The sequence below is a fragment of the Thermococcus sp. 21S7 genome (assembly GCF_012027615.1).
GTDB lineage: Archaea > Methanobacteriota_B > Thermococci > Thermococcales > Thermococcaceae > Thermococcus.
Window position 1 is genome coordinate 90,163 of sequence record NZ_SNUT01000004.1, and the last position, 25,821, is coordinate 115,983.

A 25,821-nucleotide genomic window follows, 5' to 3' on the forward strand; every position below is an offset into this window, starting at 1 on the left:
TCTCCCTTTATAAACCATACGTGGTGTTGGGGATGAAAACGGCTCTGAGGGAAAAAGCTCTAGCCTATATAAGCCGTGCCGAGCATTACCTGGAAGAAAAACGCTTCGAGATGGCATACAACGCCTATATGGACGCTCTGCACACCATTGGTGCCTATCTGGTTTACCAGGACACAGGGATTCTCATGTCCGTGAACGAGATGATGGGAATCCTTATGGGCCGACATCCTGAAATCCACGAGGTCATAGTCCGCTATTCCAGGATGACGGGCTTTGATGAGGGGACCATAAAGGCAATGAGAAAAGATGTGGAAAGGCTCAGGGATTCAGCGTTTCCCACTGGGGCGGGATGATGGTCTTCATGTGCAGCATGGAAGACAGAATCTTCTCGTCTTCCCTTCTTTCCGTTCTGCAGTCCAGAACCGCACTCTCCAGCGTCCTTGCCAGACCCTCGTTTCCGTAGAGGGTGACCAGCACTATACCGCCGTCCGAGGGGTGGAACGTTATGTAGATGATGCCTTTGTCCCTTACCTCTATCCCGGATGGAACCATCTTGATGAGAAACGCCCCGCTCCTTCCTTTCCGGTTCCATATCCCGGTTATCTCCAGCATGCCGTGGGAGTAGAAGATGGAGAGAAACGGAAGGGAATCCGTGGGCGTTAGGGGGTACGTCCCCATCTTGTACAGGACGACCTTTCCCCTGGCGGCTCCCAGAAAGGCCGAACCACAGAGGCCGTCTATGTAAGAACCCAAAGCTTCATAAACAATATCGCCTGACCCATCCAACGCTATCACCAATGTATATTTGACTCCCTTCGTATATTGGTAATTGGTCCTTAACGGTGGTTGCGATGAGAATAGTCGCCGCTGACACGGGTGGTGCCCTGCTCACGGAGACCTATGAACCCCTTGGCCTGATATCCACTGCGGCCGTCCTCGTGGAGAAGCCCTACAAGACTGCAACGCTCGATAGGGTCAGGTACGCCAACCCCCTCGACTACGACATGAGCGGGAGGCAGGCGATAAGGGACGAGGCTTTCCTGGCCGTTGAACTCGCGAGGGACGTTAAGCCCGACGTAATTCACCTCGACTCCACAATCGGCGGAATAGAGGTGCGGAAGCTCGACGAGCCGACGATCGACGCGCTGACGATAACCGACCGCGGAAAGGAGGTCTGGAAGGACTTAGCTAAAGACCTTCGGCCGCTGGCAACGAAATTCTGGGAGGAGACGGGGATAGAAATGGTCGCCATAGGGAAGTCGAGCGTTCCCGTGAGGATAGCAGAAATCTACGCCGGCCTCTACACCGCCAAGTGGGCCATAGACTACGCGAGGAAGGAGGGGAAAGCCATCGTCGGCCTTCCGCGCTACATGAAGGTTGAGATAAGGGAAGGAAAAATATACGGCGAGAGCCTTGACCCGCGCGAGGGCGGTCTCTTCGGGGAAATCGAGGCGGAAACCGGGGGAATCGGCTGGGAGCTCTACCCGAACCCGCTCGTGAGGCGCTTCATGGTGCTTGAAGTTTGGAAGGAGTGAGAAAAGGAGTTAATCTGAGATCCTGACGAGCTGAAGAGGCTCTTAGAGCTTGAATTGCTTCGTAGGGAGCTCATAAGAGAGAGGAAAAGACCAAAGGGGGACTTTAGGAAACTCAGGGGAATTTTGGGAAATGCCGAGTTTGATGAGCTTAGGGCATACGAGCTGGAGGCTGAGTTCGGTGATTTATATGCAAACGTTATGTACCGCTACCTCTTTGAAACACCAATGAGCGAAAGCGCTGAGGGAATAAACCGTCACCTTCTCCTCCAAATTGTCGCTCCGATAAACCCTGCCAGGAGTCCGATGGAAGCGTACATCACCGCAGGGACCGTTTGAGAGTTCTTCTTCCCGGGGTTCTGGGAGAGGCATGTTGTGTTGCCCGCCCGTGTGGCGTTGATGGCCGATTTTCCACATTCAACGGGTGAGAATACCGTGAAGTTCTCCGCAAGTTTAACGTTCAGTTTGTTCCATGCCTCGGGGCTGGATGTGTATCTGAGGAGCTTAATGACTCGGTAATCCCCGACATTGCCGGTGTAGAGGAGTTCCGGTTCGTGGCGTGTCCAGCCGGTCATGTTGAGAAGCAGAATACTGTACGGAGGTATATCACGGGTATCTGTGGTGTTGTACAGGAATTGGGCAGCATAAGTGCCGTTTTCCTTCCGAACAGTGGTCACGTAGTAGTGAAAACTGCATGTGTTTCCGCTCTTTTCTGGAATCGCCCAGACCTGCAGGTTTCCCAGATATGCCAGGGTCAGGTTGGGGGTAAGGGGGCGGCAGAAGCTCACGCCCTTTTCGAGGTCGGGATAGCAGTATTCAAGAGGTGACGTGACAAATTCAACTTCCTCTGGCGAATATCCAAGTCCCCGGCGGATAATTGCTTCTGAAACGTTCCACGAGAACGCCACCCAGGGCGGATTCTGAACGCTGACGCTCACCCATGCAAATCCTGTGTTAAAGTTATAAACGCTTCCATTTAACATGGCGGATTCCACGGGCTCCCCCGTGTATGGGTTTAGGGGGTGAAGGGCGAGCATCTGGGCCGGCTTTATGCACGACTCATTCAGGATATAAAAGCTGTACTGGTAGGGATATGCCGTGCCTTCATCCCGTTGCATGCTCGGAAGAGGAGCTGGTAGCCCCAGATACCCCAGATCCTCGTCCTCATAGAGGATTCTATCCCCCTCGGAGTACTGGATGAATGGATACGAAAAGGGATACGAAAACCGGCGCGGATACACGAGGTAAACGCCACTCGCGTTGATGTAAAACAGATACGTGTTTGCAAACAGGCCCTCGTACGCTCCATAGTCCGGGTCGTAGGAGTAGGGACTTTTCAGTTTTTCCAGTCCTCTGGAGGTGTAATCCTCCAGCATCTCGGTGGCGTTCATGTAATAGCTGAGTACGAACTCCCCGGTTAAAGTCAGATTCATCGATAGAGGGGGTATGTAATCGGCAGCGCCCACGATGACGAAGGCATCGTCCTTTCCAACTACCGCGGCGGACTTTATGAACAGGACGTCCGGGGGGCCGCAATCCTTTGATGCAGCAACATATGGGGTTGGCAAGGTATATTCAAGGAGCACGATGAAAACGATAAGAAAAACAAAGAGGTTGCCCCCTTTTTGCCATTGTAAGCACCTTCGGATGCCCCGACATTAATCCCTACCCAGCTCGCTCGGGAACTTTATCGCGTCGAACGGGCAGAGCTGGTTGCAGACACCGCAGCCGGTGCAGAGCAGGTTGTCTATCTTCACCTTGTTCGTCTCCGGGTCGTAAACCAGGGCTGGACAGCCGGTCAGGAGTATGCAGGCCTTGCAGCCGGTGCACTTCTCCTCGACGACAACCGGTATCTCCCCTATCTCGCCGCGCCTTATGACAGGTATAACGCACTCCTGCTTCGCTATTATCACGGCCGGCCCTTCAACCCCCATCGCCTCCTTGATGGCCTCCCTCGTGGCCTTGAGGTCGTAGGGGTCAACTGTCTTGACGTACTTGACGCCCAGAGCCTTGACTAGAGCCTCGATATCGATCTCGTTGAACTTCCTGCCGGTCTCGCTGCCTCCGGTTCCCGGGTGGGGCTGGTGGCCGGTCATCGCCGTCGTCCTGTTGTCAAGTATCATGACGAGAACGTTCAGGTTCTTGTAGACCGCGTCGACCAGCGGCTGGATTCCGTTGTGGAAGAACGTCGAATCGCCGATGGTGGCTATCACCTTCTTGTTAAGAGCCACGCTCTGGCCGTTCGCTAAACTGATGCTCGCGCCCATCACATACTCGGTCCATATCGCCTCAAGCGGCGGGAGGAGCGAGAGGGCGTAGCAGCCTATGTCGCCGTGTATTGGTACTGAGTACCTTCCGAGCTTGAGGTCGCGGAGTGCATCCAGTGCGGCCCTGTAGGAGCCCCTGTGCGGACAGCCGGGGCACATTCCAGGAGGTCTCTTCGGGGCGAGGCTTTCGGCGTATTTGACTTCCTCCGGCTTCTCGTAGGTCTCCCCCTCCTCGCCGATGAGCCTGAGCAGGGCGTTTCTGACAAGACTCGGCGTCAGCTCGCCTTCGAGGGGGAAGTGGCCCGTTCTCTTGCCGTAAATTGGAACGTTGAGACCGGCCTCGTAGGCGGCTATCTTGACTTCCTCCTCCAGGAAGGGCGCGCCGTCCTCGACCACTATCGCGAAGTCCACACCCTTGAGGAACTCGACCACGAGCTTTCTCGGGAGCGGGTGCGGCGTTGAGAGCTTGAGAACCTTGAAATCTCCCTTTATCTTCGGGAGAGCCTCCCTCACGTAGTTGTAGGGTGCGCCCTCGACGATGATGCCTATTCTACCGCTTCCCTCGACCCAGTTGAAGGGCATCGCGTTGAACTCCTCCTCTATCTTCGCCAGGGTCTCGTTCAGCCACTCGTGCCTCTTCCTGTTGCCCTCCATGCTCGCTCTAACGTACCTCTCAATGTCTTTCTTGAACTTCGGCTCGCGCTCCAGCTCGACGAACTCGCCAACTTCCACATCGGCAGTCGTGTGGTTTACCCTCGTGGTGGTCCTGAAGATGACGGGAACTTTATAGCGCTCGCTCAGCTCGTAGGCGTAGATGATTAGGTCGTGGGCCTCCTGGGGGTCGGCAGGCTCAAGGACGGGCAGAAGGGAGATTTTTCCATAGTATCTGTCGTCCTGCTCGGTCTGGGAAGTGTGCGGCCCGGGGTCATCCGCCACGAGGATGACCGTGCCCCCCTCCACGCCGGAGTAGGCGAGGCTCATCAGAGGGTCGGCGGCGACGTTGAGACCGACGCACTTCATCGTGACGAGGGTTCTCAGTCCCGTGTAGGCAACTCCGGCCGCTTCCTCAAGGGCAACCTTCTCGTTGGGGGCCCACTCGGCGAATACCTCCGGCTTCAGGTGGGCTATCGTTTCTATGACCTCGGTTGAGGGCGTTCCGGGGTAGCCCGTGGCGAAGGCGACGCCGCTCTCCAGGGCACCGTAGGCTATCGCTTCGTTTCCCATGAGAAGTTTTCTTTCCCTCTTTTGGGCCTTGGGCTCGACAGAGTCAGAAGGGTAAGCCTTAACCGCTTCCATATCACCACCGCTCAAACTTGTATCGAAGGGTTAAAACTCTACCTTCAGAAAACCCCCGAGGAAAATTGAAAAATTTTCGGAAAATCACGGGCGTTTTCTCTCATTCTTGCCGTAGTGAACCTCGTTGTGCGTCCGGAAGAAGGTCCTCGTCATGGTCTCAGAGCGCCAGTCCCCTGGAACCATGATGAAGAGGATTCCTATGATGAACGCGACCACCGTGATGGCACCGGCCACTGGTGCGTAACCCGAGAAGCCCCAGAACATGATGAGAAACGGGACGCTGATCACCCCAATCACGATGGAGGCAAAGAGCACGGTGAGGATTTTGTATCCGTACCTCTCCATAAAGATCCCCACGTCCAATTTCCTCACCTCTTCGGCCTGTCATCGTAGAAGTACTTCGCGTGGGCCTGAGCCTGAGCGTCCATGACGCGCCTCTTTACGGTGAGGGCGTAGACGACCAGAAGGAGCAGGAACAGTCCACCTGCGAAGAGTCCGTAGCGTCTGAGAATTGAATACGCAGAGAACACCAGAACCCCGAGTATCGTTAGAAGGACGACCCCGAATATCCCAAAAAGTACCTTATAGCCATACCTCTCCATGAAGAGGTCGAAGTCCACCGGGACCACCGTGCGGGTTTTATCCCGTTCAACGTAAAAGCCTTTCGGGATGCTTAAATACCCCCGTGGGTAGATAAATACGTGGTGAAGATGAAGGTGGGAGAACTCCTCGGGCTGGTCGATGAGACCATAGCCAGCCTGAAGATAGCGATAATCGCGAACCAGAACAGGGTCTTTGAGAGCCCGCACACAAGCTACGAGTTTGCCCAGCGGGTCCTGGAGCTTCAGGAGGACTTAGATGACCTGATAAAGGCGCGTGAGATGCTCGCCAAACTCGATCATGAGGACGACGTGGAGGAACATTTCTCAAAGGAGGAGCTCGATGAGTTTTTGCGGCTCCTTGAGCTTCTCAGGAAAGCCGATGCGCACGCCTACTGAGGTGGTACCATGGACTTCCGGGAGCTTGAGGAGAAGCTCGTGGCCTTCCGCGATGCGAGAGGCTGGAAGAAATACCACACGCCGAAGAACCTAGCGGTATCGGCGGCTGTCGAGCTGGGAGAACTGCTTGAGCACTTCCAGTGGGAGAGCGATGGCGAGATACTTGAGGCCGTGAAAGACCCGGCCAAAAAGGAGGCCATAGCCGACGAGATAGCCGATGTCGTGATTTATCTCACGCTCCTCGCCCACGAGCTTGGTATAGACCTCGATGGGGCGGTTGAGAGGAAGCTGGAGAAAAACGGGAGGAAGTACCCGCTCAGGGGCTGAACGCCTTCCTCAGCATTTCGATTTCTTCCTTGCGCATCCTGTTCTTTACCCAGCGCTCCTTCAGGTTCAGGTTCTCGTCCTCCAAATCCAGCACTGCCTTTCTGACGCCGCCCCTTGGATGGGCGCAGTCCCCCTCCCAGCGCGGGATGACGTGGACGTGCAGATGGGGAACCGTCTGGCCTGCGGCCTTCCCCAGGTTCATCCCAACGTTGAAGCCGTCAGGATTCAGGGTTTCCCTCAGCTTTTCCATGGCGAGCTCCACGCTCCGGACCAGGGCGGCCTTTTCTTCCCGGCTCAGCTCATCCGGGCTCTCGACGTGCCTCCGGGGAACCACAAGCAGGTGTCCTCTGTTCGCGGGATAGGAATCAACGAGTATCCTGATGAGGTCGTCCTCGTGGAGGATTGCCTCCCGCCTCGCGTTGCAGAACGGACACTCCATCGGCAGCACCAAAGACTTAAAACCGGTTTCAAATAAAAATGCCTCGGTGGAGAGGATGGGGGAGACCTTGGATGTGATGAACAAAACGTACCGGAGGTTTCTGGCGGCTGGCATGGGGCTTCTCATAGTTGCGTTCGGCATGATGATAGTTCAGCCCTTCGGTCGGGAGCCGTCGCTGATTCTGGCCGCCATACTGTTCGTAATCGCGTTCATTCCCCTGGAGTTCGCCAGAAGAATAGCCAGAAAGATGGCAATGCTCGCCCTGCGGGGTGAATAGAAAAGCTTAATTAGGCCGTCCGAGAATTATGGCCAGAGAGTAGGAGATATGACGATAATACGTTAGAGGTGATGTAAAATGGCGTTTGTACCACCACAGGCAGGTTACGACAGGGCCATTACTGTTTTCAGCCCTGATGGGAGGCTCTTCCAGGTAAACTACGCACGGGAGGCCGTTAAAAGGGGAGCAACCGCCGTCGGCGTCAAGTGGAAGGAAGGCGTCGTTCTCGCCGTTGAGAAGAGGATAACCAGCAAGCTTATTGAGCCGAGCAGCTACGAGAAGATTTTCCAGATCGACGACCACATAGCCGCCGCTCCGAGCGGCATAATCGCCGACGCGAGGGTTCTCGTTGACAGGGCCAGACTTGAGGCCCAGGTTTACAGGCTCACCTACGGCGAACCTGTTCCTCTCACCGTTCTGGTGAAGAAGATATGCGACCTCAAGCAGGCCCACACCCAGTACGGCGGTGTGAGGCCCTTCGGCGCCGCCCTCCTCATGGCCGGCGTCAACGATAAGCCGGAACTCTACGAGACCGACCCGAGCGGGGCCTACTTCGAGTGGAAGGCCGTGGCAATAGGCAGCGGCAGGAACACGGCGATGGCCATATTCGAGGAGCACTACACCGACGACATAACCATGGACGGAGCGGTGAAGCTCGCCATAATGGCCCTCGCGAAGACCCTTGAGGAGCCGAGTCCGGACAGCATAGAGGTTGCCTACATAACGATGGAGGACAAGCGCTGGAAGAAGCTCGGAAAGGAAGAGGTCGCCAAGTACCTCGATGAAATCCTCGAAGAGGTCACGGAAGAGGAAGTTGAGGAGAAGGAAGAGGACTACTCCGAGCTGGACAGCAACTACTGAGGTGACGGGCGATGCCCATAAGTGTTGATAAAGCCGTCATCGCCCGTCTCAAGACTCACGGCGAGACCTTTGAGATACTCGTTGACCCCTATCTCGCGAGGGATTTCAAGGAGGGCAAGGACGTTCCCATCGAGGAAATCCTCGCCACTCCTTACGTTTTCAAAGATGCGCACAAGGGCGACAAGGCCAGCGAGCACGAGATGGAGAAGATATTCGGGACGAGCGACCCCTACGAGGTGGCTAAGACAATCCTCCGCAAAGGAGAGGTTCAGCTGACGGCGGAGCAGAGGAGGCAGATGCTTGAGGACAAGAGGCGCTACATAGCAACGGTGATTCACAGGCACGCCGTCGACCCGAGGACCGGCTATCCGCATCCGGTTGATAGAATCCTCCGGGCTATGGAGGAAGCCGGAGTCCACATTGACCTCTTTAAGGACGCTGAGGCACAGGTTCCCGGAGTCATCAAGGCGATAAGGCCTCTCCTCCCGATAAAGATGGAGCTGAAGGTCATAGCCGTCAAGATACCCGGTGACTACGTCGGCAGGGCCTACGGGGAGGTACGGAAGTTCGGAAAGATAAAGCGTGAGGAGTGGGCGGGCGACGGCTCGTGGCTGTTCCTCATCGAGATTCCTGGGGGAATTGAGGACGAGTTTTATGAGAAGCTTAACGCCCTCACGAAGGGCAATGCGGTAACTAAACTGATAGAGAGGAAGGGACTATGAGGCGGATTTTTGTAAAGAGTAGGGAACTGGTGGTTCCTGGGACTCTCCTTGCCCAGGGGCCGTTTAAGAGCGGAAGAGGAACGTTCAGGGAGGGCAACAGGATATACTCGACGGTCGTTGGACTGGTTGAGATCAGGGGAGACGCAATAAGGGTGATACCCCTTGAGGGACCCTACATCCCAGAGGTGGGCGACAACGTTCTCGGCAAGATAACCGACGTCAGGTTCTCCAACTGGAGCGTTGACATAGGGGCACCCTACGAGGCCAACCTGCGCGTTCAGGACGCCACAGAGGAGCGCATAGACCTCCTGAAGACCGACCTGAGAAAGATATTCGACATCGGGGATATAATCTACGCCAGGATAAAGGCGTACAACGAGATAAACCAGATAGACCTGACCACGAGGGGCATGCCGTTCAAGGGCGGCCCCCTCAGGGGAGGGCAGATAGTGAAGATAACTCCCTCCAAGGTGCCGAGGCTCATCGGTAAGGGCGGTTCGATGATAAACCTCATCAAGAAGCTGACCGGGACGAGGATAATAGTCGGCCAGAACGGCTGGGTCTGGGTCAGCGGCAGGAAGGAGGAAATGGAGAGGCTCGCCATCGAGGCGATACTCAAAGTGAACAGGGAGAGCCACACTCAGGGACTGACCGACAGGGTCAAGGAGCTTCTCATTACCAGGCTCCAGGAGCTCAAGGAGCGGGGAGTCGTTGATGAGATACCCCAGATTGAAGAGCCAAATGCTGGAGAGGGTGAAGGAGAATGATGGGCAAGCCAGAGGATTTAAAGCTCATAGATGAGAACGGGAAGAGAATAGACGGTAGAAAGAAGTACGAACTCAGACCTATAACGATGGAAGTCGGTGTGCTGAAGAACGCCGACGGTTCTGCCTACGTTGAGTGGGGCAAGAACAAGGTTCTGGCGGCGGTTTACGGCCCGAGGGAGATTCACCCCAAGCACCTCCAGAGGCCGGACAGGGCCATACTCCGCGTGAGGTACAACATGGCACCCTTCAGCGTGGAGGAGCGCAAGAAGCCCGGTCCGGACAGGAGGAGCGTCGAGATAAGCAAGGTCATAAGGGGCGCGCTTGAGCCGGCGCTCATACTTGAGATGTTCCCAAGAACGGCCATAGACATATTCATCGAAGTCCTCCAGGCGGACGCGGGAACGAGGGTCGCCGGAATAACCGCGGCCTCACTCGCCCTCGCCGACGCGGGTGTGCCCATGAGGGACCTCGTCGCCGCCTGTGCCGCGGGCAAGATAGAAGGCGAGATAGTCCTCGACCTCAACAAGGATGAGGACAACTACGGCGAAGCGGACGTTCCGGTCGCGATAATGCCCCTCAAGAACGACATAACGCTCCTCCAGATGGACGGCTACCTCACCAAGGATGAGTTCGTCGAGGCTGTGAGGCTCGCCATCAAGGGCGCCAAGGCGGTCTACCAGAAGCAGCGCGAGGCGCTGAAAGTCAAGTATCTCAAAATAGCCGAGGAGGTCGGTGGAGGTGAGTGAGATGGAAGTGATGGCCAGCATAATGCGCGACCACATCCTGAGCCTCCTCAAGGAGGGCAGGCGCATAGACGGCCGCGGTCTTGAGGACTACCGCGACCTTGAGGTCAGGGTCAACGTCATCGAGAAGGCCGAGGGCTCGGCGTGGGTGAGGCTCGGCAACACCCAGGTTCTCGTCGGCATTAAAGTGGACATGGGTGAGCCCTTCCCAGACCTTCCGGAGAAGGGGGTAATAACGACCAACGTTGAGCTTGTGCCGCTTGCTTCCCCGAGCTTTGAGCCGGGGCCGCCCGATGAGAACGCCATCGAGCTGGCGCGCGTCGTGGACAGGGGCATAAGGGAGAGCGGAGCCGTTGAGCTTGAGAAGCTCGTGATAGTCCCGGGCAAGCTCGTCCGCGTCGTCTTCATCGACGTTCACGTCCTCGACTACGACGGAAACCTCCTCGATGCCAGCGGAATAGGCGCCATAGCGGCCCTGCTGAGCACGAAGATGCCGAAGGTCGTCTACGATGAGGAGAACGACGAGGTTCAGGTCCTCGACGAGTACGAGCCGCTTCCGGTAAGCAGGGTGCCGATTCCGGTGACCATAGCCAAAATCGGCGGCAACCTCCTGGCCGACCCGAACCTCGACGAGGAGCGCGTCATGGACGGCAGGATAACGATAACCACCGACGAGAACGGCATGATTTCCTCGGTTCAGAAGAGTGAGGGCGGCAGCTTCAAGCTGGAGGAGGTCATGTATTCGGTTGACCTCGCCCTGAAGAAGGCCGCCGAGATAAGGGAGAGGGTTCTTGAGGCCGTGAGGGCCGGGTGAGCCCCCTCTGTACATTTCTCTTTCGAAAGTCCTGTCCCCACTGCGAGAAGGTGTCGGACCCTCCAATCATCGTGGGTGCTTTTCCAGTTTGGAAACTGAGAGGTTGTAAGTTTTTCAGAAAGAGATATAAACACCAATACCCAAATTAATCCAGCCCTTACGATTAACTGGGGGGAACAGTATGGGATTGTTTGATAGTCTTAAAAAGAAAGATTCCAAGCCCGTTCCTAAAAGAAAGCCCCCGGCGGCGGTCAAGAAGGAGACCTCCGCCCCCAGGCGTGACATCGATGTCGTCCCTCTGGAGGAGGATGTTCTTGCTAAGGAGCTCGTTAAGCCCCAGGTCAGGTACCTCAAGAAGATCGTCGTTACCAGCTATGCCGACCTTGAGAGAATCTCCGAGGAGCTCCAGAACGGCAACATAATCCTGGTCGACCTCACTCCTCTTGAGGTCAAGCCGGAGGTTCTTGAGAAGGTCGCCGAGCAGATAAAGGGGATGGTCAGTGCCCTCGGGGGACAGGCCGCTAAAATCTGCAAGCACGAGATAAAGCTGATCCTCGTTCCGACGGACATCAAGATAACCAAGTGACGGCTTTCTTTTTCTATCCTACGATTTTATAAAGGGTTAACTGGGTCTATTCTTCGGTGGTGCGAGATGACCAGGAGGGAAGGTGAGATTCAGGAGATTCGGCTGGGGGACTGCCCAATCTGCGGTGGTAAGGGTACGCTTAAGGTTCTCCAGTACGTTCACGACATTCCTTACTTCGGAAAGGTCATGGAGAGCACGATAATCTGCGAGAAGTGCGGCTACAGAAACGCCGACGTCATGATGCTGGAGGACAGGCCGCCGAAGCTCTACAGCGTAAGGGTTGAGGAGGAAAAGGACCTCTTTACCCGCGTCGTTAGGAGCAAGAGCGGAACGATAGAGCTTGACGAAATCGGCGTCAGGATAGAGCCCGGGCCAGCTGCGGAGGGCTTCGTCACCAACGTCGAGGGAATCCTCGAACGCGTTAGAGAAACGCTGGTAATGGCCAAGCACTTCCGGCAGGGCGAGGGTGATGAGGAGGCCGTGAGGAAGGCAGACGAGATACTCCAGTACATCGAGGAGGTCAAGGAGGGCAAAAAACCGCTCACCGTGAGGGTCATGGATCCCCTAGGCAACAGCGCCCTCATCGGCGAGAAGGTGAAGAGCAGGCTCCTGACGCAGGAGGAAATCGAGAGTCTCAGCCTCGGCCCCTACGTACTCGTCGAGCCCGAAGAAGGCGAAGAAAGAGGTGACTAGAGATACACGGCCTCTCGCGCCAGAAGGTCCTCTATCAGAGCCCTCACCCAGGGCTTTCTAGTTTTTCTTGAGAGGTGGATTATGCCCTCAACGTGAACGCCGTAGCGCTCCCTCATCTCCTCCCTGCTCATGGGCTCCTTGAATAGGAACGGCCTTTCTATCGTGAATGCGTAGCCGTACTCCCTGATGTACTCGCCCAGCCACCGCTTCCCGTTCTCTCCGTGAACCAGGGTTAACCCGCTTGTATCCTTGGTCATCTCCCAGAGCGTATCGAGGTCGGCCTTTATTACCTCGCCCACCTCGAAGCCTCCAGCTATCGTTCCCCTCCGCGTCAGCGTTTGCTCCTCGTGGAGGCCGAGCCTCCTCAGCGTGTCTCTCAGCTCGTAGGGGTTCCCCCTGGCCACGTAGAGGAAAACGGTGTCTCCCTCACCGAACGCCCTGGCTTTCCTCAGCTCTACAGTTTTGAGCCCTCGGAATATCAGCTCAGCGTAGACTTGGTGGAGCGCTATCACATGCTCCATGGTTTCACCATCCCCCATTGGGAGAAAAGCTTAAAAGATTTGGGCAGGATTTACTCTTTGGTGGAGTTAATGGAAGTCCGGAGACTGAGGGCCTTTCGGAAGGACTACGCGTTCCTTCTTATCGCTCTGTTATGCGCCTCAATCGTGACGTATCTGCGGGGAATGGACCTTCTTGGAACCTTCCTGCTGGCGCTGGGCTTTGGGTTTTTCTTCTCTTCGATGGAGGGATACCTGGTTATACGGGACGGGAATGAGTACAGGCTTTCGGCTAGAAAGAAGGGCCCCGTCTACGAGGTGAGGATTCTGAAGAACGGTTCACCCCTGTGGATGGGGAGGGTTCTCGATTACATTAAGGTTGACGAGCTTTCCCTGGATTGGAGAAGCGATGAGGTGGCCGTGATCTTCAGGGGTAGGGAGGTGGGGAAGCTCCCCTAAACCTTCAGCGCCGCCTTTATAACGTCGCTCACCACGCCGCTCGCGGTCTCCTTCAGTCCCGCCCCGGCACCCTGGATAACCAGTTCGCCCAGAAGGTCGGTCCTTATCACCGCCGCGTTCTGGGTGGACGAGACCGCCAGGGGGCTCCCCTTCGGAACTTCCTTCGGCTCAACCGAGACCGAGCCCCTCTCTATCGACGCCACCAGCCTCACCGTCCTGCCTGCCTTTCCTGCCCTCGCAAGGTCTTCCGGTGAGATACCGTCTATGCCCCTGACCTCTATCTCGTCGAAGGTCGTCGGGCCGAACGCAAGGCAGTGGAGTATCGTCGCCTTGTAGCCGGCGTCTATGCCAAGTATATCCCCGCTGGGGTCGCGCTCGGCTATTCCGAGCTCCTGCGCTTTTCTGAGTGCGTCCTCAAACGATGCCCCCTCCTCCATCATCGTGAGGATATAGGTTGTTGTGCCGTTCAGAACCGCTTCGATTTCCTCCACAGAGTCTCCAAGGAGCGTCTCTTTGAGGAGGCCTATCACGGGAGTCCCCGCCATCACGGTGGCCTCGAAAAGGTACGGGAGGTTTCTCCTTTCAGCCTCGCCGATTAGCTCTGCATAGTGGAAGGCCAGTGGTGGTTTGTTGCTCGTGACGACCGCCTTTCCTTCCTTCAGTGCCGCCAGATGCCAGGTGTGGGCGTTTTTATCGTTGGTGACGTCGATTACAACATCGGCATCGATTTCCCTGACCGCCTCAACCGGCGAGAAGTTGAAGACCTCGTAGTCGTTCGTCCATGCGGAGAGCCTTCCGAGGGTTTCCTTGACGTTCAGGGCCTCCGTGAGGTTCATCCCCACCGGAAGCCAGACGACGGCGCTGCTGTCCGCCACGCTCACGACCTTGAACTCCAGGCCGTACCTCTCGCGGAAGACGGCACTCTTCTCCACCAAAACCCGCGCGAGGGCCCTGCCGACGTTTCCAAAGCCGAAGAGCGACAGCCTTACCTCCTTCACCTGGCATCACCCGTAAGAAAAGGGGAAACTGAGCCAGGGGCTCACTTGTTGAGGATGACCTTTATGATGTCCATGTCCCTAACGATGCCGACGAGTTCTCCCTCCCCCTTGATGACGGGTAGCTGTTCTATCTCGTACTTGACCATCTTCTGGGCGACGTCGTAGATGCTCATGTGGGGCGTTGCAACGACGAGTTCGCGGTTCATTATCTCTGAGACGGGCTTCTTGGGGAGCTGGAGCTCGGCCTTCTCGAAGAGGAGCGTTGGGTTGCTTTCGAGTATCCAGTCCTCCTCGCTGGATGCAGCCAGCGACGTCTGCTTCATGACCCTTATGACCTCGCTGTCCTTAAGGAGGTCGGTCTCGTCAACCATGCCCACGAGGTTGCCCTCGTCGTCGATGACCGGGATCGCCATTGCGTTGCACAGAAGGAGCGCCTTGAGGGCGGCTTTGAGGGGTGTCCCGTGCCAGACGACGCCGACGTTCTTCTGGTAGTACCTCTCGATGGTAACGTTCTTCAGTTTCTCGTTCTTCGCCAAGTAGCGTCTCACGATGTCTCCGACCGTGAGGATTCCCAGAACCTTGTTCTCATCGTCAACCACGACCACGCGCCTGTAGTCCATATCGAGCATGGCCCTGACGGCCTTCTTCAGGTCATCGTTTGGTTTGACGGTGGGAACGTCCCTCTTAACGAGCATCGCGAGCTGCTCCTCATCGGGATGGAGCAGAACACGCTTTATGCTTATTATTCCGACGAGGGCCTTCGTGTTCTTGTTGATGACGGGAAATGACCTTACTTTATGCTTTCTAAAGAGGCTGAGGGCGTACTCCCTCGTTGCCGGAAGCTCTATCGCCACTGGGTCTGGAGTCATTAAAGTCTTCACGCGCATTTCCTTCACCACCGCTTTAACCTAAAGCGCTCTTCTCCTATTTTAAGCTTTTCATTCAAAAATTGACAAAAAGATGGGAACTGACCTTCATCCAGCCAAGGAGGGCTTGAAAAAGAGAAAAGTCATCCGAGAACGGCCAGGAAAACACCCGCCGCGACGGCCGTTCCTATGACTCCTGCGACGTTTGGACCCATCGCATGCATTAGGATGAAGTTTCCTGGGTCCTCCTCGCTGGCCATCCTCTGGACAACGCGCGCCGACATCGGAACCGCTGAAACACCGGCCGCCCCTATCATCGGGTTTATCCTTCCTCCGGAGAGCTTCATCATGAGCTTTCCGAAGAGGACTCCCCCTGCGGTGGCGCTGGCGAAGGCAACGATACCGAGGCCGAGAATCATCAGGGTCTCCTGGGTGAGGAAGCTGTCAGCGCGCATCGTCGAACCGACACCGAGGCCGAGGAATATGGTGACGATGTTCATGAGCTCCTCCTGGGCGGCCCTGCTGAGCCTCTCGACGACGCCGCTCTCCCTGAACAGATTGCCTATCATGAGCATTCCAACGAGCGGAGCGGCACTGGGAACGATAAGACCGATGACGATCATGCTGATTATCGGGAATATTATCTTCTCCCTCTTTGACACCGGCCTTAGCTGTTCCATTCTTATGCGCCTTTCCTCCTTGCTCGTGAGGGCCCTTATGATGGGCGGCTGAATCAGAGGGACTAGGCTCATGTAGCTGTACGCTGCCACCGCCGTCGCCCCTAGTATCTCCGGCGCGAGCTTTGTGGTTAGGTATATCGTCGTCGGTCCGTCGGCGCCGCCTATGATGCCTATGCTCGCGGCCTGATGGAGGTTGAAGCCGAGCGCCAGGGCGGTGAGCATCGCTATGAACACGCCTATCTGCGCCGCCGCACCCATGAGTGCCGTCTTCGGGTCGGCTATCATCGGACCGAAGTCCGTCATCGCTCCCAGACCGAAGAATATCAGGAGCGGGACGATTTCCGTCCTTATAAGGGTGTAATAGATGATATCAAAGATTCCGGGCGGGCCGTACTGCTGGTTGAGGTAGCTGAGGGTTGCGAATATGTTGTCCGCTATGCCATCCGGAAGGTTCGGGGCTATGGGCCAGTTGGCCAGGTGGCCGAGGGGTATGTTCACCAGCACAGCGCTGATGCCTATCGGGAGCAGCAGGAGCGGCTCCATCTCGTATCTTATGGCCAGGTAGACCAGCGTGAGGCCGACTATTATCATTATCACGTTGCCCGCCGTAAGGTTCAGCAGTCCCATGCCCTGGAAGAACGTTATTATCGATTCCACGAGTCCAGCCATGGCCCTTCACCCTAGTTCTATTAGTGCCTGTCCGGTGTCGACGGTGTCGCCTTCTTTTACGAGGATTTTCTTCACCACTCCGTCCTTTGGTGCGGGAATCTCGTTCTCCATCTTCATCGCTTCCAGAACGAGGAGACCCTGGCCGGTCTTGACTTTCTCTCCTTCCTTGACGAGTATCCTCAGAATCTTGCCCGGCATTGGCGCAGTGACGGTGCCCTCTCCGGCGGGGGCTGGAGCTGGAGTCGGAGCCGCCGGAGCAGGCGCGGCAACGGGCGCAGGCGCGGGAGTGGCGGCTGCGGGGGCAGTGCCGGCGCTCAGAGAACTCATGTCGATTCCCAGGCCCTTCGCCTCAACTGTGTACTCCCTGTCCTCAAATGCAACCTTGAAGCGGCCCATTCCGAGATCCTCAACTTCAACCTCGTACTCAACACCATCCACGATGACCTTGACCTTTGCCATCTTCACCACTTCCCAAGTTCGTAGTTGAAGTCCTCAACTTCCTCCATGCTCGACTGGACGCCGTAGAGGCGCCAGGCGTCTGAAACTTTCCTCTTGAACGGCAGCGGCCTGAGCTGTGAAGCCTTTTCCGCGGTGTAAGCGAGAACCGCGGCCGTTATGACTGCGAGGTCCCTTGGCGGTATGGCGGGCTTTTTCTCCCCGCCCTCTACCTCCGAAGGCTGAACCGGGGCTGGGGAGGGAGCTCCGCCCTCCTTTTCCACCAGCCTCCTCTCGGTCCAGCCAACCGCGTAGAGAACGACCGCCAGTATGCTGAGCACCATGAAGACTATGGTGACTCCCAGCACCGTCAGGTTCAGGCCCTCCATGAACTCGCTCATCACGACCATGCTAACACCTCACAGCGGTATGTTGCCGTGCTTCTTCGGCGGCAGCTTAACGCGCTTGCTCTCAAGGGCTTCGAGCGCGAGGATTATCTTCGCCCTCGTCTCGGCCGGGTCGATGACGTCGTCTATGTAGCCCCTCGCGGCGGCGACGTACGGGTTGGCGAAGCGCTCCCTGTACTCCGCTATCTTCTGCTGGCGAACCTCCTCCGGGTTCTCTGCTTGGGCGATCTCTTTCCTGAAGATGATGTTGGCCGCTCCCTCCGGCCCCATGACCGCTATCTCCGCCGTCGGCCAGGCGAAGACGAAGTCCGCGCCGAGGTGTTTGCTTCCCATGGCGAGGTACGCTCCACCGTAGGCCTTTCTAAGGATTATCGTGACGAGCGGAACGGTTGCCTCGGAGTAGGCGTAGAGGACCTTTGCGCCGTGCCTTATGATTCCGCCGTACTCCTGCTGGGTTCCCGGAAGGTAGCCCGGAACGTCAACGAGGGTGACTATCGGGATGTTGAAGGCGTCGCAGGTTCTAACGAAGCGAGCTATCTTGTCGGAGCTGTCGATGTCGAGAACGCCGGCGAAGTGTACCGGATTGTTGGCGACTATACCGACGGTCTGGCCGTTCATCCTTCCGAAGCCAACCACAGCGTTCGGGGCGAAGTACGGGAGTATTTCGAGGAAGTCCGGGTTGCCGTTCTCATCCCTGTCCACTATCTCGTAGATGACCCCCCTCACGTCGTAGCCCTTGTTCGGGTCGTCGGGAACTACCTCGTAGAGCCTCTCGGTCTTCCTGAAGGGCAGGTCGTTCGTCTTGACGCGCGGCGGCTTCTCCATGTTGTTGGAGGGCAGGTAGCTCACGAGGCGCCTTATGAGCGCCAGAACCTCCTCGTCGCTCTTGCCGACCAGATGGGCCTGTCCTGCGCGCTGGGCGTGAACCATGGCACCGCCGAGCTGGGTCGGCGTGACCTCGACGCCGGTAACGGCTTTAACGACCTGCGGCCCGGTGATGAACATGAAGCTCGCCGGGTTGTCCACCATGAGGATGAAGTCTCCTATCGCCGGGCTGTAAACCGCTCCGCCGGCGCAGGGCCCCATTATCGCGGTTATCTGCGGAACGACGCCGCTGAGAATCGTGTTCATCTTGAAAATCTCGCCGTAGCCCTTGAGCGAGTCAACGCCCTCCTGGATTCTCGCTCCACCGGAGTCGTTGAGGCCTATCACGGGCGCTCCCGCTTCGAGGGCAAGCTCCATGACGCGCTTTATCTTGGCAGCGTGCATCTCACCGAGGGAACCGCCCATGACCGTGAAGTCCTGGGCGAAAACGAAGACGAGCCTCCCATCGATGGTACCGTAGCCGGTGATGACGCCGTCCGCGGGCAGTTCCTTTTTGTCCATGCCGAACTCGGTTCCGCGGTGCCTGACGAACGCGCCTATCTCGACGAAGCTTCCGGGATCGAGGAGCTTCTCAATTCTCTCGCGTGCGGTTAGCTTCCCTTTAGCGTGCTGTTTCTCGACGGCCTTTTCGCCGCCCATCTCAAGAATCTTTCTTTTTCTCTCATACAGGTCGTTAACCTTCTCTTCCATGCCCATGATGACTCCCCCTGACTGCCGAGAGTGTCGCCTACTTGTAGTTTGTAAAGTTTAAAAGAGTTTTCAAAGCCGTTAGGCCTTCCAAAGAAAAAATGTGTACAATCGTACAACGATTGGATGAAAAATGGATTCAGAGGTGCTGAATCGGTGTCTCGGCACCACAGGCTTCACACTTGAGGAAGTGGAAGCGTCCGCGCTTGATGATCTTCGTATCCGGACTTCCGCAAACGGGGCAGATGACGTAGTCCTTGAGGTACTTCTTCATCTTGTTGCCTATCAGGTACGGTGTGAAGCGTCCCTGCAGGACGACGCGCCTTCCCTCAAGCGTTCCGGCCGTTGCCACCTCGCGCAGGATGAACTTGAGCAGGTGGTTCGGGTCGCGGTTCATGGCCTCGGCTATGTCCACGAAGTTCTCGATTATAGTCCTGTTTCCAGCTATCGTGACGACCGCGGCCGGAACCTCGAAACGGGAAGTGTGATGCTTGACGTTCTCGGGAAGCTCCTCGTAAGCCTTATCGAGCAGACCCTCGAAATCGTAAAAGTCAACCTTCCTCTCGCTCACTTTCCTCACCTCCATCTTAACTATCGGGAGACGTTTATAACCTTTTGGAGTGGGGAAAAAGGGTGGGAATCAGAGCACGCGGTAGAAGCCCGCGCGCGGCTCGTATATCCTGGCATCGCGCTTGAGGTCGTTGATGAGCTTCTTTATCTCGTTCTCCGAGCCGAGACCTGCCTGCTTCGCCGCCTCGATTATCCTGTCCTCCGGGGCTCCGAACTCTCCCTCGCTCTCCAGGCTCTTTATGATGTCAACCATCCTGTCGATCTTGTTTATCTTCTTGGAGCTCTTGCCGACCTCCAGTATCGAGACGTCCAGCGTTCCCTCCTCGTCAACGGCTATCTTTCTTATCATGTCCTCGATTATCGCTATCGCCGCCCTCGCGTCCTCTCTGGTGACGGTTTCACTGAGGCGCATCCTGGCGTGGGCCTCGCTGAGCCTTATCAGCGCTTCCAGCTGTCTGGCCGTTATCGGAATCGGCTGTACGCCGTCGTCCTCGCCCGGCCTCTTAAAGCCCTTCCTCATCCTGACGTAGTAGCGCTTTATCTCCTCCATCGCCTCCCTGCTCAGAACGGGGTGAACGTTCTTCCTCGCGTAGGCTATGTACTTCTTGAGAAGGTCGTAGGGTATCTTGGGGGTTACGGCCTCCGCCTCGCCGCGGCGCACCTTGAGGATGTGCTCCGCTATGCTCGCGTCAACCTTCTCGTCCGGTTCGTCGAGGAGCAGGAAGATGAGGTCGAAACGGCTGAGCAGGGTCGGTGGGAGGTCGAGCTGCTCCGGTAGGGATTTATGGCGGTTGAAACGGCCGTATTTTGGATTCGCAGCCGCTATAACCGTCGTCCTCGCGTTCAGGGTTGCCGTTATGCCCGCCTTGGAGATGCTTATCGTGTTGTGAAGAACCAGTCCGTGGGAGACGAAGAGGTGGTACGGCTCAACCGTTACATCGTAGACCCACTCCCAGCGGTCGTTGGGGACTTCCTCGACCTTTATGACCCTGAGGAAGTTAATGTTCCCGTTCCAGTATGCCATGAACCTCCTGAGGTATTTCTCCGCATTGAATAGAACGTCCTCGATGACCCTCTTCGCTGCGGAGAGTGCCCACGGCTCCCCGCTCTCAGCCTTCCTGCGAAGGTGTTCGGGCGTCATTCCGCTGCTCTCATAAATCCTGCGCCCTGGTATCAGGCCAAGGGCCTCACCGAGATTTTCATTCGCGAGATGCCTGATGGCCTCCATCCGCTCCGTGACCCTTTCGAGGTAGGAGCGCACGATGCCCTCGGGAACGAGCGAACGGGCCAGCTTCTGTCTCTCACTGGGGAGCTGCCTTACGCCAAGGATTTTTGCGGCCGCTTTGAGATGCGCGACAATGTCCCTTGGAAATGTCCTCTCGGCAGCCTCAACCAGATACCTCCCGGTAAGGCGCTTCACCCTTGCAACCTTTCCTGTGGAGTAGAGGTAGTCTGCCCTCGCCTCGGCGTCCCCGCGGTTTTTAAACTCGTTACCCTCGACGGGGGAAAGCTCCATGGGGTAGCTCGCAACACCAATAACGACATCGCCCCGCATGACCTCTCCTGCTGGCTTCTCCGTTATCTCTCCATTCTCCCACACCATAATCGGATGCTCCGGAGTTACGGTTATCTCCCTGCCGTTCGAGAACCTCAGCCGTATGAACCTGTCCGGCGCCCTGTGCCTGCTCACGCGGTCGGCCTTGACCTTTACGATTTCCTTCCGCTCAATGTCGTAGGCCAAGAGCTTGATGTCCTCAACGGGCAGTATCTCGGTGTCATTCCCGATTATCACTTTATCGCGGTTGGCCTCGATGAGCGAATCGACCAGCTCGCCTATCTTCACCTTCCTGCCGTTGGCGAGGAGGAGCTCGAAGTCGTGGTGGTAGCTCTGCTGTTCCAGCGCCTCGTGAATTGCACTCCTGTCCCTGTCGCTCATCTTGTCGAACTCGTCGATGCAGTTGTGAACGATGATTCCCTCAGCCAAAAAGTTGTGCTCACCGGGCACGTAGAGGTCGTAAACGTAGCCCTCGTAGGGAACGCGCTCGATGGAGACGATTTCATCCGGACGAGGATTGAAGTTTTTATCGAGCCCGATGACGCTCTCGCCAACATTAAACCTCTCCGCCTCCTTCCACTCAAGGGTCTGACCGTCTATGAGGAGATGATCAGGGGTTAGGGTTACCTCGTTGCCCGAGCGGAACTTCAGCCTGAGTAGCTCGCCCTTCCAGGGCTTCCTGCGGATTATCGTGGCTTTAGAGGTCTTCGTCCTTATGCTTCCGAGATCGAGGGCCGTAACTTCCATCTCCTTCTCCTGAATGTCCACGATTTGATCGTCGGAGAGTGCCTTGTAGGACTTCTCAAGCTCAAAGAGGTCTTCGATTCTCCGGTATTTTCCATCGACGAGAACCCTTGAATCTGGGTGCAGGCAGGCAAAGCCGCCATCTGCTAACACAAGGACACCAGCTTCCAGAACCCACGAGCCTGTGAACTCGTCGCGGACTGCGGCGGCCGTCAAACCGGCTGCGGAGCTACTCTTACCACTCGTATAAATCGCCCTCGGCGCCAGATTGGCAACGTAGCGGAGGAGCTGGCTCTTCGCAACACCGGGGTCTCCAACCAGTAAAACGTGGCTCTCTCCCCTGAGCTTCGTTCCGTCGGGGAGAACCCTCTGCACGCCGCCGAACAGCGCCAGGGCTATTCCCTTCTTAACGGTCTTGTGACCCCATATCGCTGGAGCGATTGAATCAACGATAGCATCGACGATGTCCTTCCTCTTCGCCAGCTCGCGAATCTTCTGCTCGTCCTCCGGCGAGATTTCAAGCTCTTCAATCTCCTTGCTGAGCTGTTCGATGTGGTTGACCTCCAGAACCTTCTTGAAAATCGGCCTCTTGTCCTTCTGCTCCAGGATGACGCGCAGGATTCCCGTGGCCAGAACCCTATCGCCCGGCAGTGCCGTGTCCACCATGTCATCGAGGAGGATTGCATCGACAAAGCGCGGCATCTGGCCGCCCTTCAGGCTCTCGGGCCTGTCCTGTAATCTAAAGCTCTGGAAGTTTATGAAGCGGCTCTTCTCGACGTCGAGGTCGACGTTTCTGGAGCCGCAGGCGTCGCACTTGGCAGGTTTGACGAGGTTCTCGTAGGGCCTCTGAAGGCGAATCATCTCGTTTCCACAGTCCTTGCAGACGAAGACCGCCTTCTGGACGAAGGGCTTCACCTCGCTGACGCGCGTGATTATACCCTCCACCTGGATGAGCCTGTTTATGTGCTCGCTCCCCAGTTCCTTGACGAGGAGAGTCCTCGGAAGGTTGTAGAACCTCGCGTGAACCTTGAACTCCTCCTCCTTGAGGAGGGGCGGCTCGCGGAGAACTATTTGAATGGCATCCTCCGCGGCGAGTATGCTCTCCTCGGGGTTTTCAAGGAGCTCTCCAGCAAGCTCCGGGTCGAAGGAGTTGAGGTGCGTCCAGTCTATCGCCAGCGAGCGCTTTGGGGTAACAGTGAGCAAATCCTTGAGCTTGTTCAGGTAGACTTCGTTTCCGCTGTCGTCCACGTACTCCCTCAGAAAGCGCGCGTACCTCTCTATCATGTCCTCCCTGTCCATCACTCCTCACCCAGCCACTCGTTTCTGATCCTGGAAAGCTGGAGGTATATCCTCCTCTCCTCCGGCGATAGTCGTGAGAGGAGCTCCAGGCTGTTGGGCCTCAGCATAACCGCCTTCAGGATTTTGTTGAAGCGTATCGTCTTCAGGTGCTCCAGCTTCTTCTTCAGGTTTGCGAGCTTGGTCAGCTTGACGTTCAGGGTCTCTATACCCTCCCCGGCGTTCATCCTCACGTAGTTCTCCAGGTAATACATGTAGAACTCGGCCCTCTCGTACAGTCCGGGTGGAATGGGCATAAGGGGCTCGTTCTCACGCTCCTCTGCTATCGCGCGGTCTATCTCGCCTATTACCTTGTCGGTCTCGTCAATAATCTCGACTACCCTGGCCTCCCAGAGTTCCTTCGCCTTCCAGTCCTCCAGGAGAACGACGTCACCGGCGCTCCAGTCCCCCAGAGGACGGAGGATTTTAACCGCTATGACTGCTCTACCAGTGAACATGACATCACCCTCTCGGATACACCAATTCCCGTAAATACCTAATAATTTTTGCCCTGATTTCCCATGAAAAACTCTGAAATTTTCATATAATTTTCCACGGTTAATCCTATAAGCCTTGAGGGCATAATTCCCATGGGTGAGGGCATGCTGATAGGAATAATGAGTGATACCCACGATAACCTGCCTGCCATTGCAAAGGCGGTCGAGCTGTTCAACGGGCGGAACGTTGAGCTGGTCATTCATGCGGGCGACTACGTTGCCCCTTTCGTTGCCAGGGAACTCAAGGAGCTCAGGGCGCCCCTTAAGGGCGTTTTCGGCAACAACGACGGCGAAAGGAAAGGCCTCTATGAGGCACTGGGCATCTACGACGAGATACTGGAGATCGAGGCCGACGGCATGAAGATGGCCGTGACACACGGCACCGATGAGCGCATCGTCCGCGCGCTTGCCAGGAGCAGACTCTACGACGTTGTCATAGTCGGCCACACCCACCGCTACGAGATACGCGAGGTGGGCAGGACGATCCTGGTGAATCCCGGCGAGGTCTGCGGCTACGTTACAGGAGTGAAGAGCGTCGCCCTGCTCGACACCAGGAAGAGGGAGGTGCGGATAGTCAACCTCGACACCGGAGAGCTCTTGGGGGCAATGAGTCTCTAAAGAGTGTCTCTAACGAGCGTCTCTACAGAGGGTCTCTGAAGGCCTCCCAACTTCCCGCGCTCCCGATTTTTCGACTATCAAATCAGCAGAAACGAACGGCGATGGATATGGAGGATATACTGATTCCGAAGGAAAGGCGCGATGCCGTCGTGCTGATAGGGGTCGACAAGGGAGAGAACGTGGAGTTCATCAAGGTCTACGCGGTCAGCGAGGGGAAGGCAAAGCAGACCCTTGAGGAGTTCTTCAGTGCCAAGGGTCTCTTCCCCGGCGACTATCGTCTCGTCAGCAGAGGAACTGAGGAAGTTGGCGGAAGAAAGGCGATAACCACGAAGAGCGAGGAAAAGCTGAGCTCATCCCTCGCCAGGCTGGGCCTCAGACTCCTCTCCAATGGTGTTCTCTACCTGGAGGGTGTTGAGAGGATCTACCAGTTTACACTCGTCAGTGAGGCCCTCTATCGGCGCATAACCTCTGAAAAAGGGGAAGATGTGCGGGAGGGGCCCGTTCCAGAGTTCGAGCCGCTGGACGTGCTCTCCCTCGGCGTCGATGTTCTCGTCGAGAACCTGAGGGGAATCGGGCTGGAGGAACTCCTCCCACCGAACGCGATTCTTCTGCGGGAGCCGCCGCTGAAGGAAGTCCGTGAACTGCTTGAAAAGGACCGGGATTTTTCCATCGTCGTGGAAACAAAGGATGCCGGGAAGTATTCCTCACTGGATTTTCCAGCCATCATCCGCCTCCCTCCCCTCACCGTGGAGGAGTTCGCGGCAGAGCTGTCCGAGAGACTGGGCTTCAAGGTTGAACCGGAGCGTTTCTTGGACTACCCCCCGGAGAGACTGAACCTGAGAAACGTGGATGCTCTGGCTGGACTCGTCAGGGCTCTCTTGGTGCGGAAGCGGCTTTCTCTGGAGGAGGCCCTTTCCCTCGCTGTGAGGCTCAACCTCGGAGGGCTCTGAAGTAGCGAACGACCATCTCGCGGAAATCCCCGTTGTGCTTGCCGAGGGCGGCGTTTACGAGCTCCCTGATCCCGGCTTCACCGGACAGGTAGCTTAAGAGCAAAGCATCGTCAACGCTCAGCTCGCTCAGAAAGTCCGCCCCCGCTAGAAACTCGGAGCGGTTCCGGGTTCGCTCCCAGAGTCCCACGAGTCTTTTGAGGTGCGGCCGTACGTTTTCCCTCCTCCTCTCGAACTCCAGCCAGTCTATGGACGTTGGGGTCTCCACGCGGATCTGCTCCCAGGGCTCCCGGAGGTATCTTCCAACGGCATTTCCCAGCTCCGAGCCCAGAATCTTCAGCCTGAACTCTTCGAACCTCCTGTAATCGTCGCTCAGGCGTTTTCTATCCACCATGTCGAGGCTTGCGAAGACAGCCAGGGCAGTGAGGTAGCACCGGACCGCCAGGGGAGCTTCCGGCACAACCAGCGTATCCCCCGAAATCGTGGCAACGCGGCCCCTCTCCCTCCGGAGGCCCTCGATGGACATGCCCAGCGGATAGCTCATGCTCTTGATGCAGAACTCAAGTTCGTCCATACTCACACCGCTTGAAATTCGTTCCATGGAGTAAAAGCCTTTCGGCAAGGTTTTTAGCGGCCCCACCAAAACTAAT

Annotated in this window: 32 protein-coding genes; 15 read left to right on the forward strand and 17 right to left on the reverse strand. The window is 56.7% G+C overall.

Annotated elements, in window-relative coordinates:
* Window positions 1-32: 32 nt before the first annotated feature.
* Window positions 33-353 carry a hypothetical protein gene (locus E3E51_RS07525; protein WP_167912670.1) on the forward strand — a complete coding sequence of 107 codons (321 nt, stop codon included), beginning with the start codon at window positions 33-35 and terminating at the stop codon, window positions 351-353.
* On the opposite strand, the gene E3E51_RS07530 is transcribed toward E3E51_RS07525, so the two are convergent.
* Complete coding sequence (locus E3E51_RS07530) at window positions 319-795, reverse strand: hypothetical protein (RefSeq protein ID WP_206204520.1); 477 nt, start codon at window positions 793-795, stop codon at window positions 319-321. The two genes, E3E51_RS07525 and E3E51_RS07530, sit on opposite strands and share 35 nt — an antisense overlap.
* Before the next feature lie 56 nt (window positions 796-851).
* On the opposite strand from E3E51_RS07530, the gene E3E51_RS07535 reads away from it, so the two are divergent.
* On the forward strand, window positions 852-1,535 hold the full coding sequence (locus E3E51_RS07535; protein WP_167912513.1) for a DUF4152 family protein: 684 nt from the start codon (window positions 852-854) through the stop codon (window positions 1,533-1,535).
* A 254-nt stretch (window positions 1,536-1,789) separates the two neighbouring features.
* Here the strand turns inward: E3E51_RS07535 and E3E51_RS07540 are convergent, their stop codons facing one another.
* From E3E51_RS07540 to E3E51_RS07555, 4 genes are all read right to left on the reverse strand, one after another.
* Window positions 1,790-3,100, reverse strand: coding sequence for a hypothetical protein (locus E3E51_RS07540; RefSeq protein ID WP_167912514.1), 1,311 nt, complete (start codon window positions 3,098-3,100; stop codon window positions 1,790-1,792).
* A 90-nt stretch (window positions 3,101-3,190) separates the two neighbouring features.
* A complete protein-coding gene (gene iorA, locus E3E51_RS07545) occupies window positions 3,191-5,095 on the reverse strand; it encodes an indolepyruvate ferredoxin oxidoreductase subunit alpha (RefSeq protein WP_167912515.1) in 1,905 nt (634 codons plus the stop codon).
* Between the two features lie 84 nt (window positions 5,096-5,179).
* Window positions 5,180-5,458, reverse strand: coding sequence for a hypothetical protein (locus tag E3E51_RS07550; protein WP_167912516.1), 279 nt, complete (start codon window positions 5,456-5,458; stop codon window positions 5,180-5,182).
* 5 nt (window positions 5,459-5,463) lie between these two features.
* Window positions 5,464-5,724 (reverse strand): hypothetical protein, encoded by a 261-nt coding sequence (locus tag E3E51_RS07555; protein WP_346765958.1) that lies wholly within the window; start codon window positions 5,722-5,724, stop codon window positions 5,464-5,466.
* Between the two features lie 81 nt (window positions 5,725-5,805).
* On the opposite strand from E3E51_RS07555, the gene E3E51_RS07560 reads away from it, so the two are divergent.
* On the forward strand, window positions 5,806-6,093 hold the full coding sequence (locus tag E3E51_RS07560) for a hypothetical protein (protein ID WP_167912672.1): 288 nt from the start codon (window positions 5,806-5,808) through the stop codon (window positions 6,091-6,093).
* 9 nt (window positions 6,094-6,102) lie between these two features.
* Window positions 6,103-6,420, forward strand: a complete 318-nt coding sequence (locus tag E3E51_RS07565) for a nucleotide pyrophosphohydrolase (RefSeq protein WP_167912517.1) — start codon at window positions 6,103-6,105, stop codon at window positions 6,418-6,420.
* Here E3E51_RS07565 and E3E51_RS07570 read toward each other — a convergent pair.
* The gene (locus E3E51_RS07570) at window positions 6,410-6,859 is read right to left on the reverse strand and encodes an HIT family protein (protein ID WP_167912673.1); all 450 of its coding nucleotides are present in this window, start codon (window positions 6,857-6,859) and stop codon (window positions 6,410-6,412) included. The genes E3E51_RS07565 and E3E51_RS07570 overlap by 11 nt on opposite strands.
* Before the next feature lie 55 nt (window positions 6,860-6,914).
* On the opposite strand from E3E51_RS07570, the gene E3E51_RS07575 reads away from it, so the two are divergent.
* The 8 genes from E3E51_RS07575 to E3E51_RS07610 all read left to right on the forward strand — a co-directional run bounded on the left by E3E51_RS07575 (window position 6,915) and on the right by E3E51_RS07610 (window position 12,322).
* Window positions 6,915-7,136 (forward strand): hypothetical protein, encoded by a 222-nt coding sequence (locus tag E3E51_RS07575; RefSeq protein ID WP_167912674.1) that lies wholly within the window; start codon window positions 6,915-6,917, stop codon window positions 7,134-7,136.
* Window positions 7,137-7,214: 78 nt separating this feature from the next.
* A complete protein-coding gene (gene psmA, locus E3E51_RS07580; protein ID WP_167912518.1) occupies window positions 7,215-7,997 on the forward strand; it encodes an archaeal proteasome endopeptidase complex subunit alpha in 783 nt (260 codons plus the stop codon).
* A gap of 11 nt (window positions 7,998-8,008) precedes the next feature.
* Window positions 8,009-8,719 (forward strand): ribosome assembly factor SBDS, encoded by a 711-nt coding sequence (locus tag E3E51_RS07585; RefSeq protein ID WP_167912519.1) that lies wholly within the window; start codon window positions 8,009-8,011, stop codon window positions 8,717-8,719.
* Window positions 8,716-9,486: an exosome complex RNA-binding protein Rrp4 gene (gene rrp4, locus E3E51_RS07590; protein ID WP_167912520.1), complete on the forward strand. Its 771-nt coding sequence runs from the start codon at window positions 8,716-8,718 to the stop codon at window positions 9,484-9,486. The genes E3E51_RS07585 and rrp4 overlap by 4 nt, the downstream gene beginning before the upstream one ends.
* Window positions 9,483-10,232, forward strand: coding sequence for an exosome complex exonuclease Rrp41 (gene rrp41, locus E3E51_RS07595; RefSeq protein ID WP_167912521.1), 750 nt, complete (start codon window positions 9,483-9,485; stop codon window positions 10,230-10,232). Before rrp4 ends, rrp41 begins: the two co-directional genes overlap by 4 nt.
* Before the next feature lies 1 nt (window position 10,233).
* A complete protein-coding gene (gene rrp42, locus E3E51_RS07600; RefSeq protein WP_167912522.1) occupies window positions 10,234-11,043 on the forward strand; it encodes an exosome complex protein Rrp42 in 810 nt (269 codons plus the stop codon).
* A gap of 181 nt (window positions 11,044-11,224) precedes the next feature.
* Window positions 11,225-11,629, forward strand: coding sequence for a cell division protein SepF (sepF, locus tag E3E51_RS07605; RefSeq protein WP_167912523.1), 405 nt, complete (start codon window positions 11,225-11,227; stop codon window positions 11,627-11,629).
* Window positions 11,630-11,695: 66 nt separating this feature from the next.
* A complete protein-coding gene (locus tag E3E51_RS07610) occupies window positions 11,696-12,322 on the forward strand; it encodes a ZPR1 zinc finger domain-containing protein (protein ID WP_167912524.1) in 627 nt (208 codons plus the stop codon).
* Here the strand turns inward: E3E51_RS07610 and E3E51_RS07615 are convergent.
* The gene (locus E3E51_RS07615) at window positions 12,319-12,843 is read right to left on the reverse strand and encodes an ASCH domain-containing protein (RefSeq protein ID WP_167912525.1); all 525 of its coding nucleotides are present in this window, start codon (window positions 12,841-12,843) and stop codon (window positions 12,319-12,321) included. The genes E3E51_RS07610 and E3E51_RS07615 overlap by 4 nt on opposite strands.
* A gap of 60 nt (window positions 12,844-12,903) precedes the next feature.
* Here E3E51_RS07615 and E3E51_RS07620 point away from each other — a divergent pair, with 60 nt between their 5' ends.
* On the forward strand, window positions 12,904-13,278 hold the full coding sequence (locus E3E51_RS07620) for a hypothetical protein (protein ID WP_167912526.1): 375 nt from the start codon (window positions 12,904-12,906) through the stop codon (window positions 13,276-13,278).
* Here the strand turns inward: E3E51_RS07620 and E3E51_RS07625 are convergent.
* The 9 genes from E3E51_RS07625 to E3E51_RS07665 all read right to left on the reverse strand — a co-directional run bounded on the left by E3E51_RS07625 (window position 13,275) and on the right by E3E51_RS07665 (window position 23,567).
* Window positions 13,275-14,276: a homoserine dehydrogenase gene (locus E3E51_RS07625; RefSeq protein ID WP_167912527.1), complete on the reverse strand. Its 1,002-nt coding sequence runs from the start codon at window positions 14,274-14,276 to the stop codon at window positions 13,275-13,277. The genes E3E51_RS07620 and E3E51_RS07625 overlap by 4 nt on opposite strands.
* Window positions 14,277-14,317: 41 nt before the next feature.
* Window positions 14,318-15,163, reverse strand: coding sequence for a CBS domain-containing protein (locus E3E51_RS07630; protein ID WP_167912675.1), 846 nt, complete (start codon window positions 15,161-15,163; stop codon window positions 14,318-14,320).
* Window positions 15,164-15,285: 122 nt separating this feature from the next.
* On the reverse strand, window positions 15,286-16,491 hold the full coding sequence (locus E3E51_RS07635) for a sodium ion-translocating decarboxylase subunit beta (protein ID WP_167912528.1): 1,206 nt from the start codon (window positions 16,489-16,491) through the stop codon (window positions 15,286-15,288).
* Window positions 16,492-16,497: 6 nt separating this feature from the next.
* The gene (locus E3E51_RS07640; protein WP_167912676.1) at window positions 16,498-16,950 is read right to left on the reverse strand and encodes an acetyl-CoA carboxylase biotin carboxyl carrier protein subunit; all 453 of its coding nucleotides are present in this window, start codon (window positions 16,948-16,950) and stop codon (window positions 16,498-16,500) included.
* A 2-nt stretch (window positions 16,951-16,952) separates the two neighbouring features.
* The gene (locus tag E3E51_RS07645; protein ID WP_167912677.1) at window positions 16,953-17,327 is read right to left on the reverse strand and encodes an OadG family protein; all 375 of its coding nucleotides are present in this window, start codon (window positions 17,325-17,327) and stop codon (window positions 16,953-16,955) included.
* Window positions 17,328-17,345: 18 nt separating this feature from the next.
* The gene (locus E3E51_RS07650) at window positions 17,346-18,914 is read right to left on the reverse strand and encodes a carboxyl transferase domain-containing protein (protein WP_167912529.1); all 1,569 of its coding nucleotides are present in this window, start codon (window positions 18,912-18,914) and stop codon (window positions 17,346-17,348) included.
* 130 nt (window positions 18,915-19,044) lie between these two features.
* On the reverse strand, window positions 19,045-19,491 hold the full coding sequence (locus tag E3E51_RS07655; protein WP_167912530.1) for a translation initiation factor IF-2 subunit beta: 447 nt from the start codon (window positions 19,489-19,491) through the stop codon (window positions 19,045-19,047).
* Between the two features lie 54 nt (window positions 19,492-19,545).
* A complete protein-coding gene (locus tag E3E51_RS07660; protein WP_167912531.1) occupies window positions 19,546-23,073 on the reverse strand; it encodes a DNA replication licensing factor in 3,528 nt (1,175 codons plus the stop codon).
* Window positions 23,073-23,567: a DNA replication complex GINS family protein gene (locus E3E51_RS07665; RefSeq protein WP_167912532.1), complete on the reverse strand. Its 495-nt coding sequence runs from the start codon at window positions 23,565-23,567 to the stop codon at window positions 23,073-23,075. The genes E3E51_RS07660 and E3E51_RS07665 overlap by 1 nt, the downstream gene beginning before the upstream one ends.
* A gap of 144 nt (window positions 23,568-23,711) precedes the next feature.
* Here E3E51_RS07665 and E3E51_RS07670 point away from each other — a divergent pair, with 144 nt between their 5' ends.
* Both E3E51_RS07670 and E3E51_RS07675 read left to right on the forward strand, forming a co-directional pair.
* Complete coding sequence (locus E3E51_RS07670; RefSeq protein WP_167912533.1) at window positions 23,712-24,224, forward strand: metallophosphoesterase; 513 nt, start codon at window positions 23,712-23,714, stop codon at window positions 24,222-24,224.
* Between the two features lie 101 nt (window positions 24,225-24,325).
* A complete protein-coding gene (locus E3E51_RS07675; protein WP_346765959.1) occupies window positions 24,326-25,174 on the forward strand; it encodes a hypothetical protein in 849 nt (282 codons plus the stop codon).
* Here the strand turns inward: E3E51_RS07675 and E3E51_RS07680 are convergent.
* Window positions 25,155-25,745 carry a hypothetical protein gene (locus E3E51_RS07680; RefSeq protein WP_167912534.1) on the reverse strand — a complete coding sequence of 197 codons (591 nt, stop codon included), beginning with the start codon at window positions 25,743-25,745 and terminating at the stop codon, window positions 25,155-25,157. The genes E3E51_RS07675 and E3E51_RS07680 overlap by 20 nt on opposite strands.
* Window positions 25,746-25,821: the final 76 nt, after the last annotated feature.

Excerpts from the sequence above, each read along its gene's own strand:
- rrp41 (WP_167912521.1), top strand. The coding sequence starts at position 9,483 with ATGATGGGCAAGCCAGAGGATTTAAAGCTCATAGATGAGAACGGGAAG.
- iorA (WP_167912515.1), bottom strand. The coding sequence starts at position 5,095 with ATGGAAGCGGTTAAGGCTTACCCTTCTGACTCTGTCGAGCCCAAGGCC.
- E3E51_RS07535 (WP_167912513.1), top strand. The coding sequence starts at position 852 with ATGAGAATAGTCGCCGCTGACACGGGTGGTGCCCTGCTCACGGAGACC.
- E3E51_RS07655 (WP_167912530.1), bottom strand. The coding sequence starts at position 19,491 with ATGGAGGTGAGGAAAGTGAGCGAGAGGAAGGTTGACTTTTACGATTTC.
- E3E51_RS07570 (WP_167912673.1), bottom strand. The coding sequence starts at position 6,859 with ATGGAGTGTCCGTTCTGCAACGCGAGGCGGGAGGCAATCCTCCACGAG.
- E3E51_RS07675 (WP_346765959.1), top strand. The coding sequence starts at position 24,326 with ATGGATATGGAGGATATACTGATTCCGAAGGAAAGGCGCGATGCCGTC.
- E3E51_RS07665 (WP_167912532.1), bottom strand. The coding sequence starts at position 23,567 with ATGTTCACTGGTAGAGCAGTCATAGCGGTTAAAATCCTCCGTCCTCTG.
- E3E51_RS07645 (WP_167912677.1), bottom strand. The coding sequence starts at position 17,327 with ATGAGCGAGTTCATGGAGGGCCTGAACCTGACGGTGCTGGGAGTCACC.
- E3E51_RS07635 (WP_167912528.1), bottom strand. The coding sequence starts at position 16,491 with ATGGCTGGACTCGTGGAATCGATAATAACGTTCTTCCAGGGCATGGGA.
- E3E51_RS07640 (WP_167912676.1), bottom strand. The coding sequence starts at position 16,950 with ATGGCAAAGGTCAAGGTCATCGTGGATGGTGTTGAGTACGAGGTTGAA.
- sepF (WP_167912523.1), top strand. The coding sequence starts at position 11,225 with ATGGGATTGTTTGATAGTCTTAAAAAGAAAGATTCCAAGCCCGTTCCT.
- rrp4 (WP_167912520.1), top strand. The coding sequence starts at position 8,716 with ATGAGGCGGATTTTTGTAAAGAGTAGGGAACTGGTGGTTCCTGGGACT.
- E3E51_RS07680 (WP_167912534.1), bottom strand. The coding sequence starts at position 25,745 with ATGGACGAACTTGAGTTCTGCATCAAGAGCATGAGCTATCCGCTGGGC.
- E3E51_RS07615 (WP_167912525.1), bottom strand. The coding sequence starts at position 12,843 with ATGGAGCATGTGATAGCGCTCCACCAAGTCTACGCTGAGCTGATATTC.
- E3E51_RS07610 (WP_167912524.1), top strand. The coding sequence starts at position 11,696 with ATGACCAGGAGGGAAGGTGAGATTCAGGAGATTCGGCTGGGGGACTGC.
- E3E51_RS07630 (WP_167912675.1), bottom strand. The coding sequence starts at position 15,163 with ATGCGCGTGAAGACTTTAATGACTCCAGACCCAGTGGCGATAGAGCTT.
- psmA (WP_167912518.1), top strand. The coding sequence starts at position 7,215 with ATGGCGTTTGTACCACCACAGGCAGGTTACGACAGGGCCATTACTGTT.
- E3E51_RS07575 (WP_167912674.1), top strand. The coding sequence starts at position 6,915 with ATGGGGGAGACCTTGGATGTGATGAACAAAACGTACCGGAGGTTTCTG.
- rrp42 (WP_167912522.1), top strand. The coding sequence starts at position 10,234 with ATGGAAGTGATGGCCAGCATAATGCGCGACCACATCCTGAGCCTCCTC.
- E3E51_RS07585 (WP_167912519.1), top strand. The coding sequence starts at position 8,009 with ATGCCCATAAGTGTTGATAAAGCCGTCATCGCCCGTCTCAAGACTCAC.
- E3E51_RS07565 (WP_167912517.1), top strand. The coding sequence starts at position 6,103 with ATGGACTTCCGGGAGCTTGAGGAGAAGCTCGTGGCCTTCCGCGATGCG.
- E3E51_RS07525 (WP_167912670.1), top strand. The coding sequence starts at position 33 with ATGAAAACGGCTCTGAGGGAAAAAGCTCTAGCCTATATAAGCCGTGCC.
- E3E51_RS07650 (WP_167912529.1), bottom strand. The coding sequence starts at position 18,914 with ATGGGCATGGAAGAGAAGGTTAACGACCTGTATGAGAGAAAAAGAAAG.
- E3E51_RS07670 (WP_167912533.1), top strand. The coding sequence starts at position 23,712 with ATGCTGATAGGAATAATGAGTGATACCCACGATAACCTGCCTGCCATT.
- E3E51_RS07560 (WP_167912672.1), top strand. The coding sequence starts at position 5,806 with ATGAAGGTGGGAGAACTCCTCGGGCTGGTCGATGAGACCATAGCCAGC.
- E3E51_RS07660 (WP_167912531.1), bottom strand. The coding sequence starts at position 23,073 with ATGGACAGGGAGGACATGATAGAGAGGTACGCGCGCTTTCTGAGGGAG.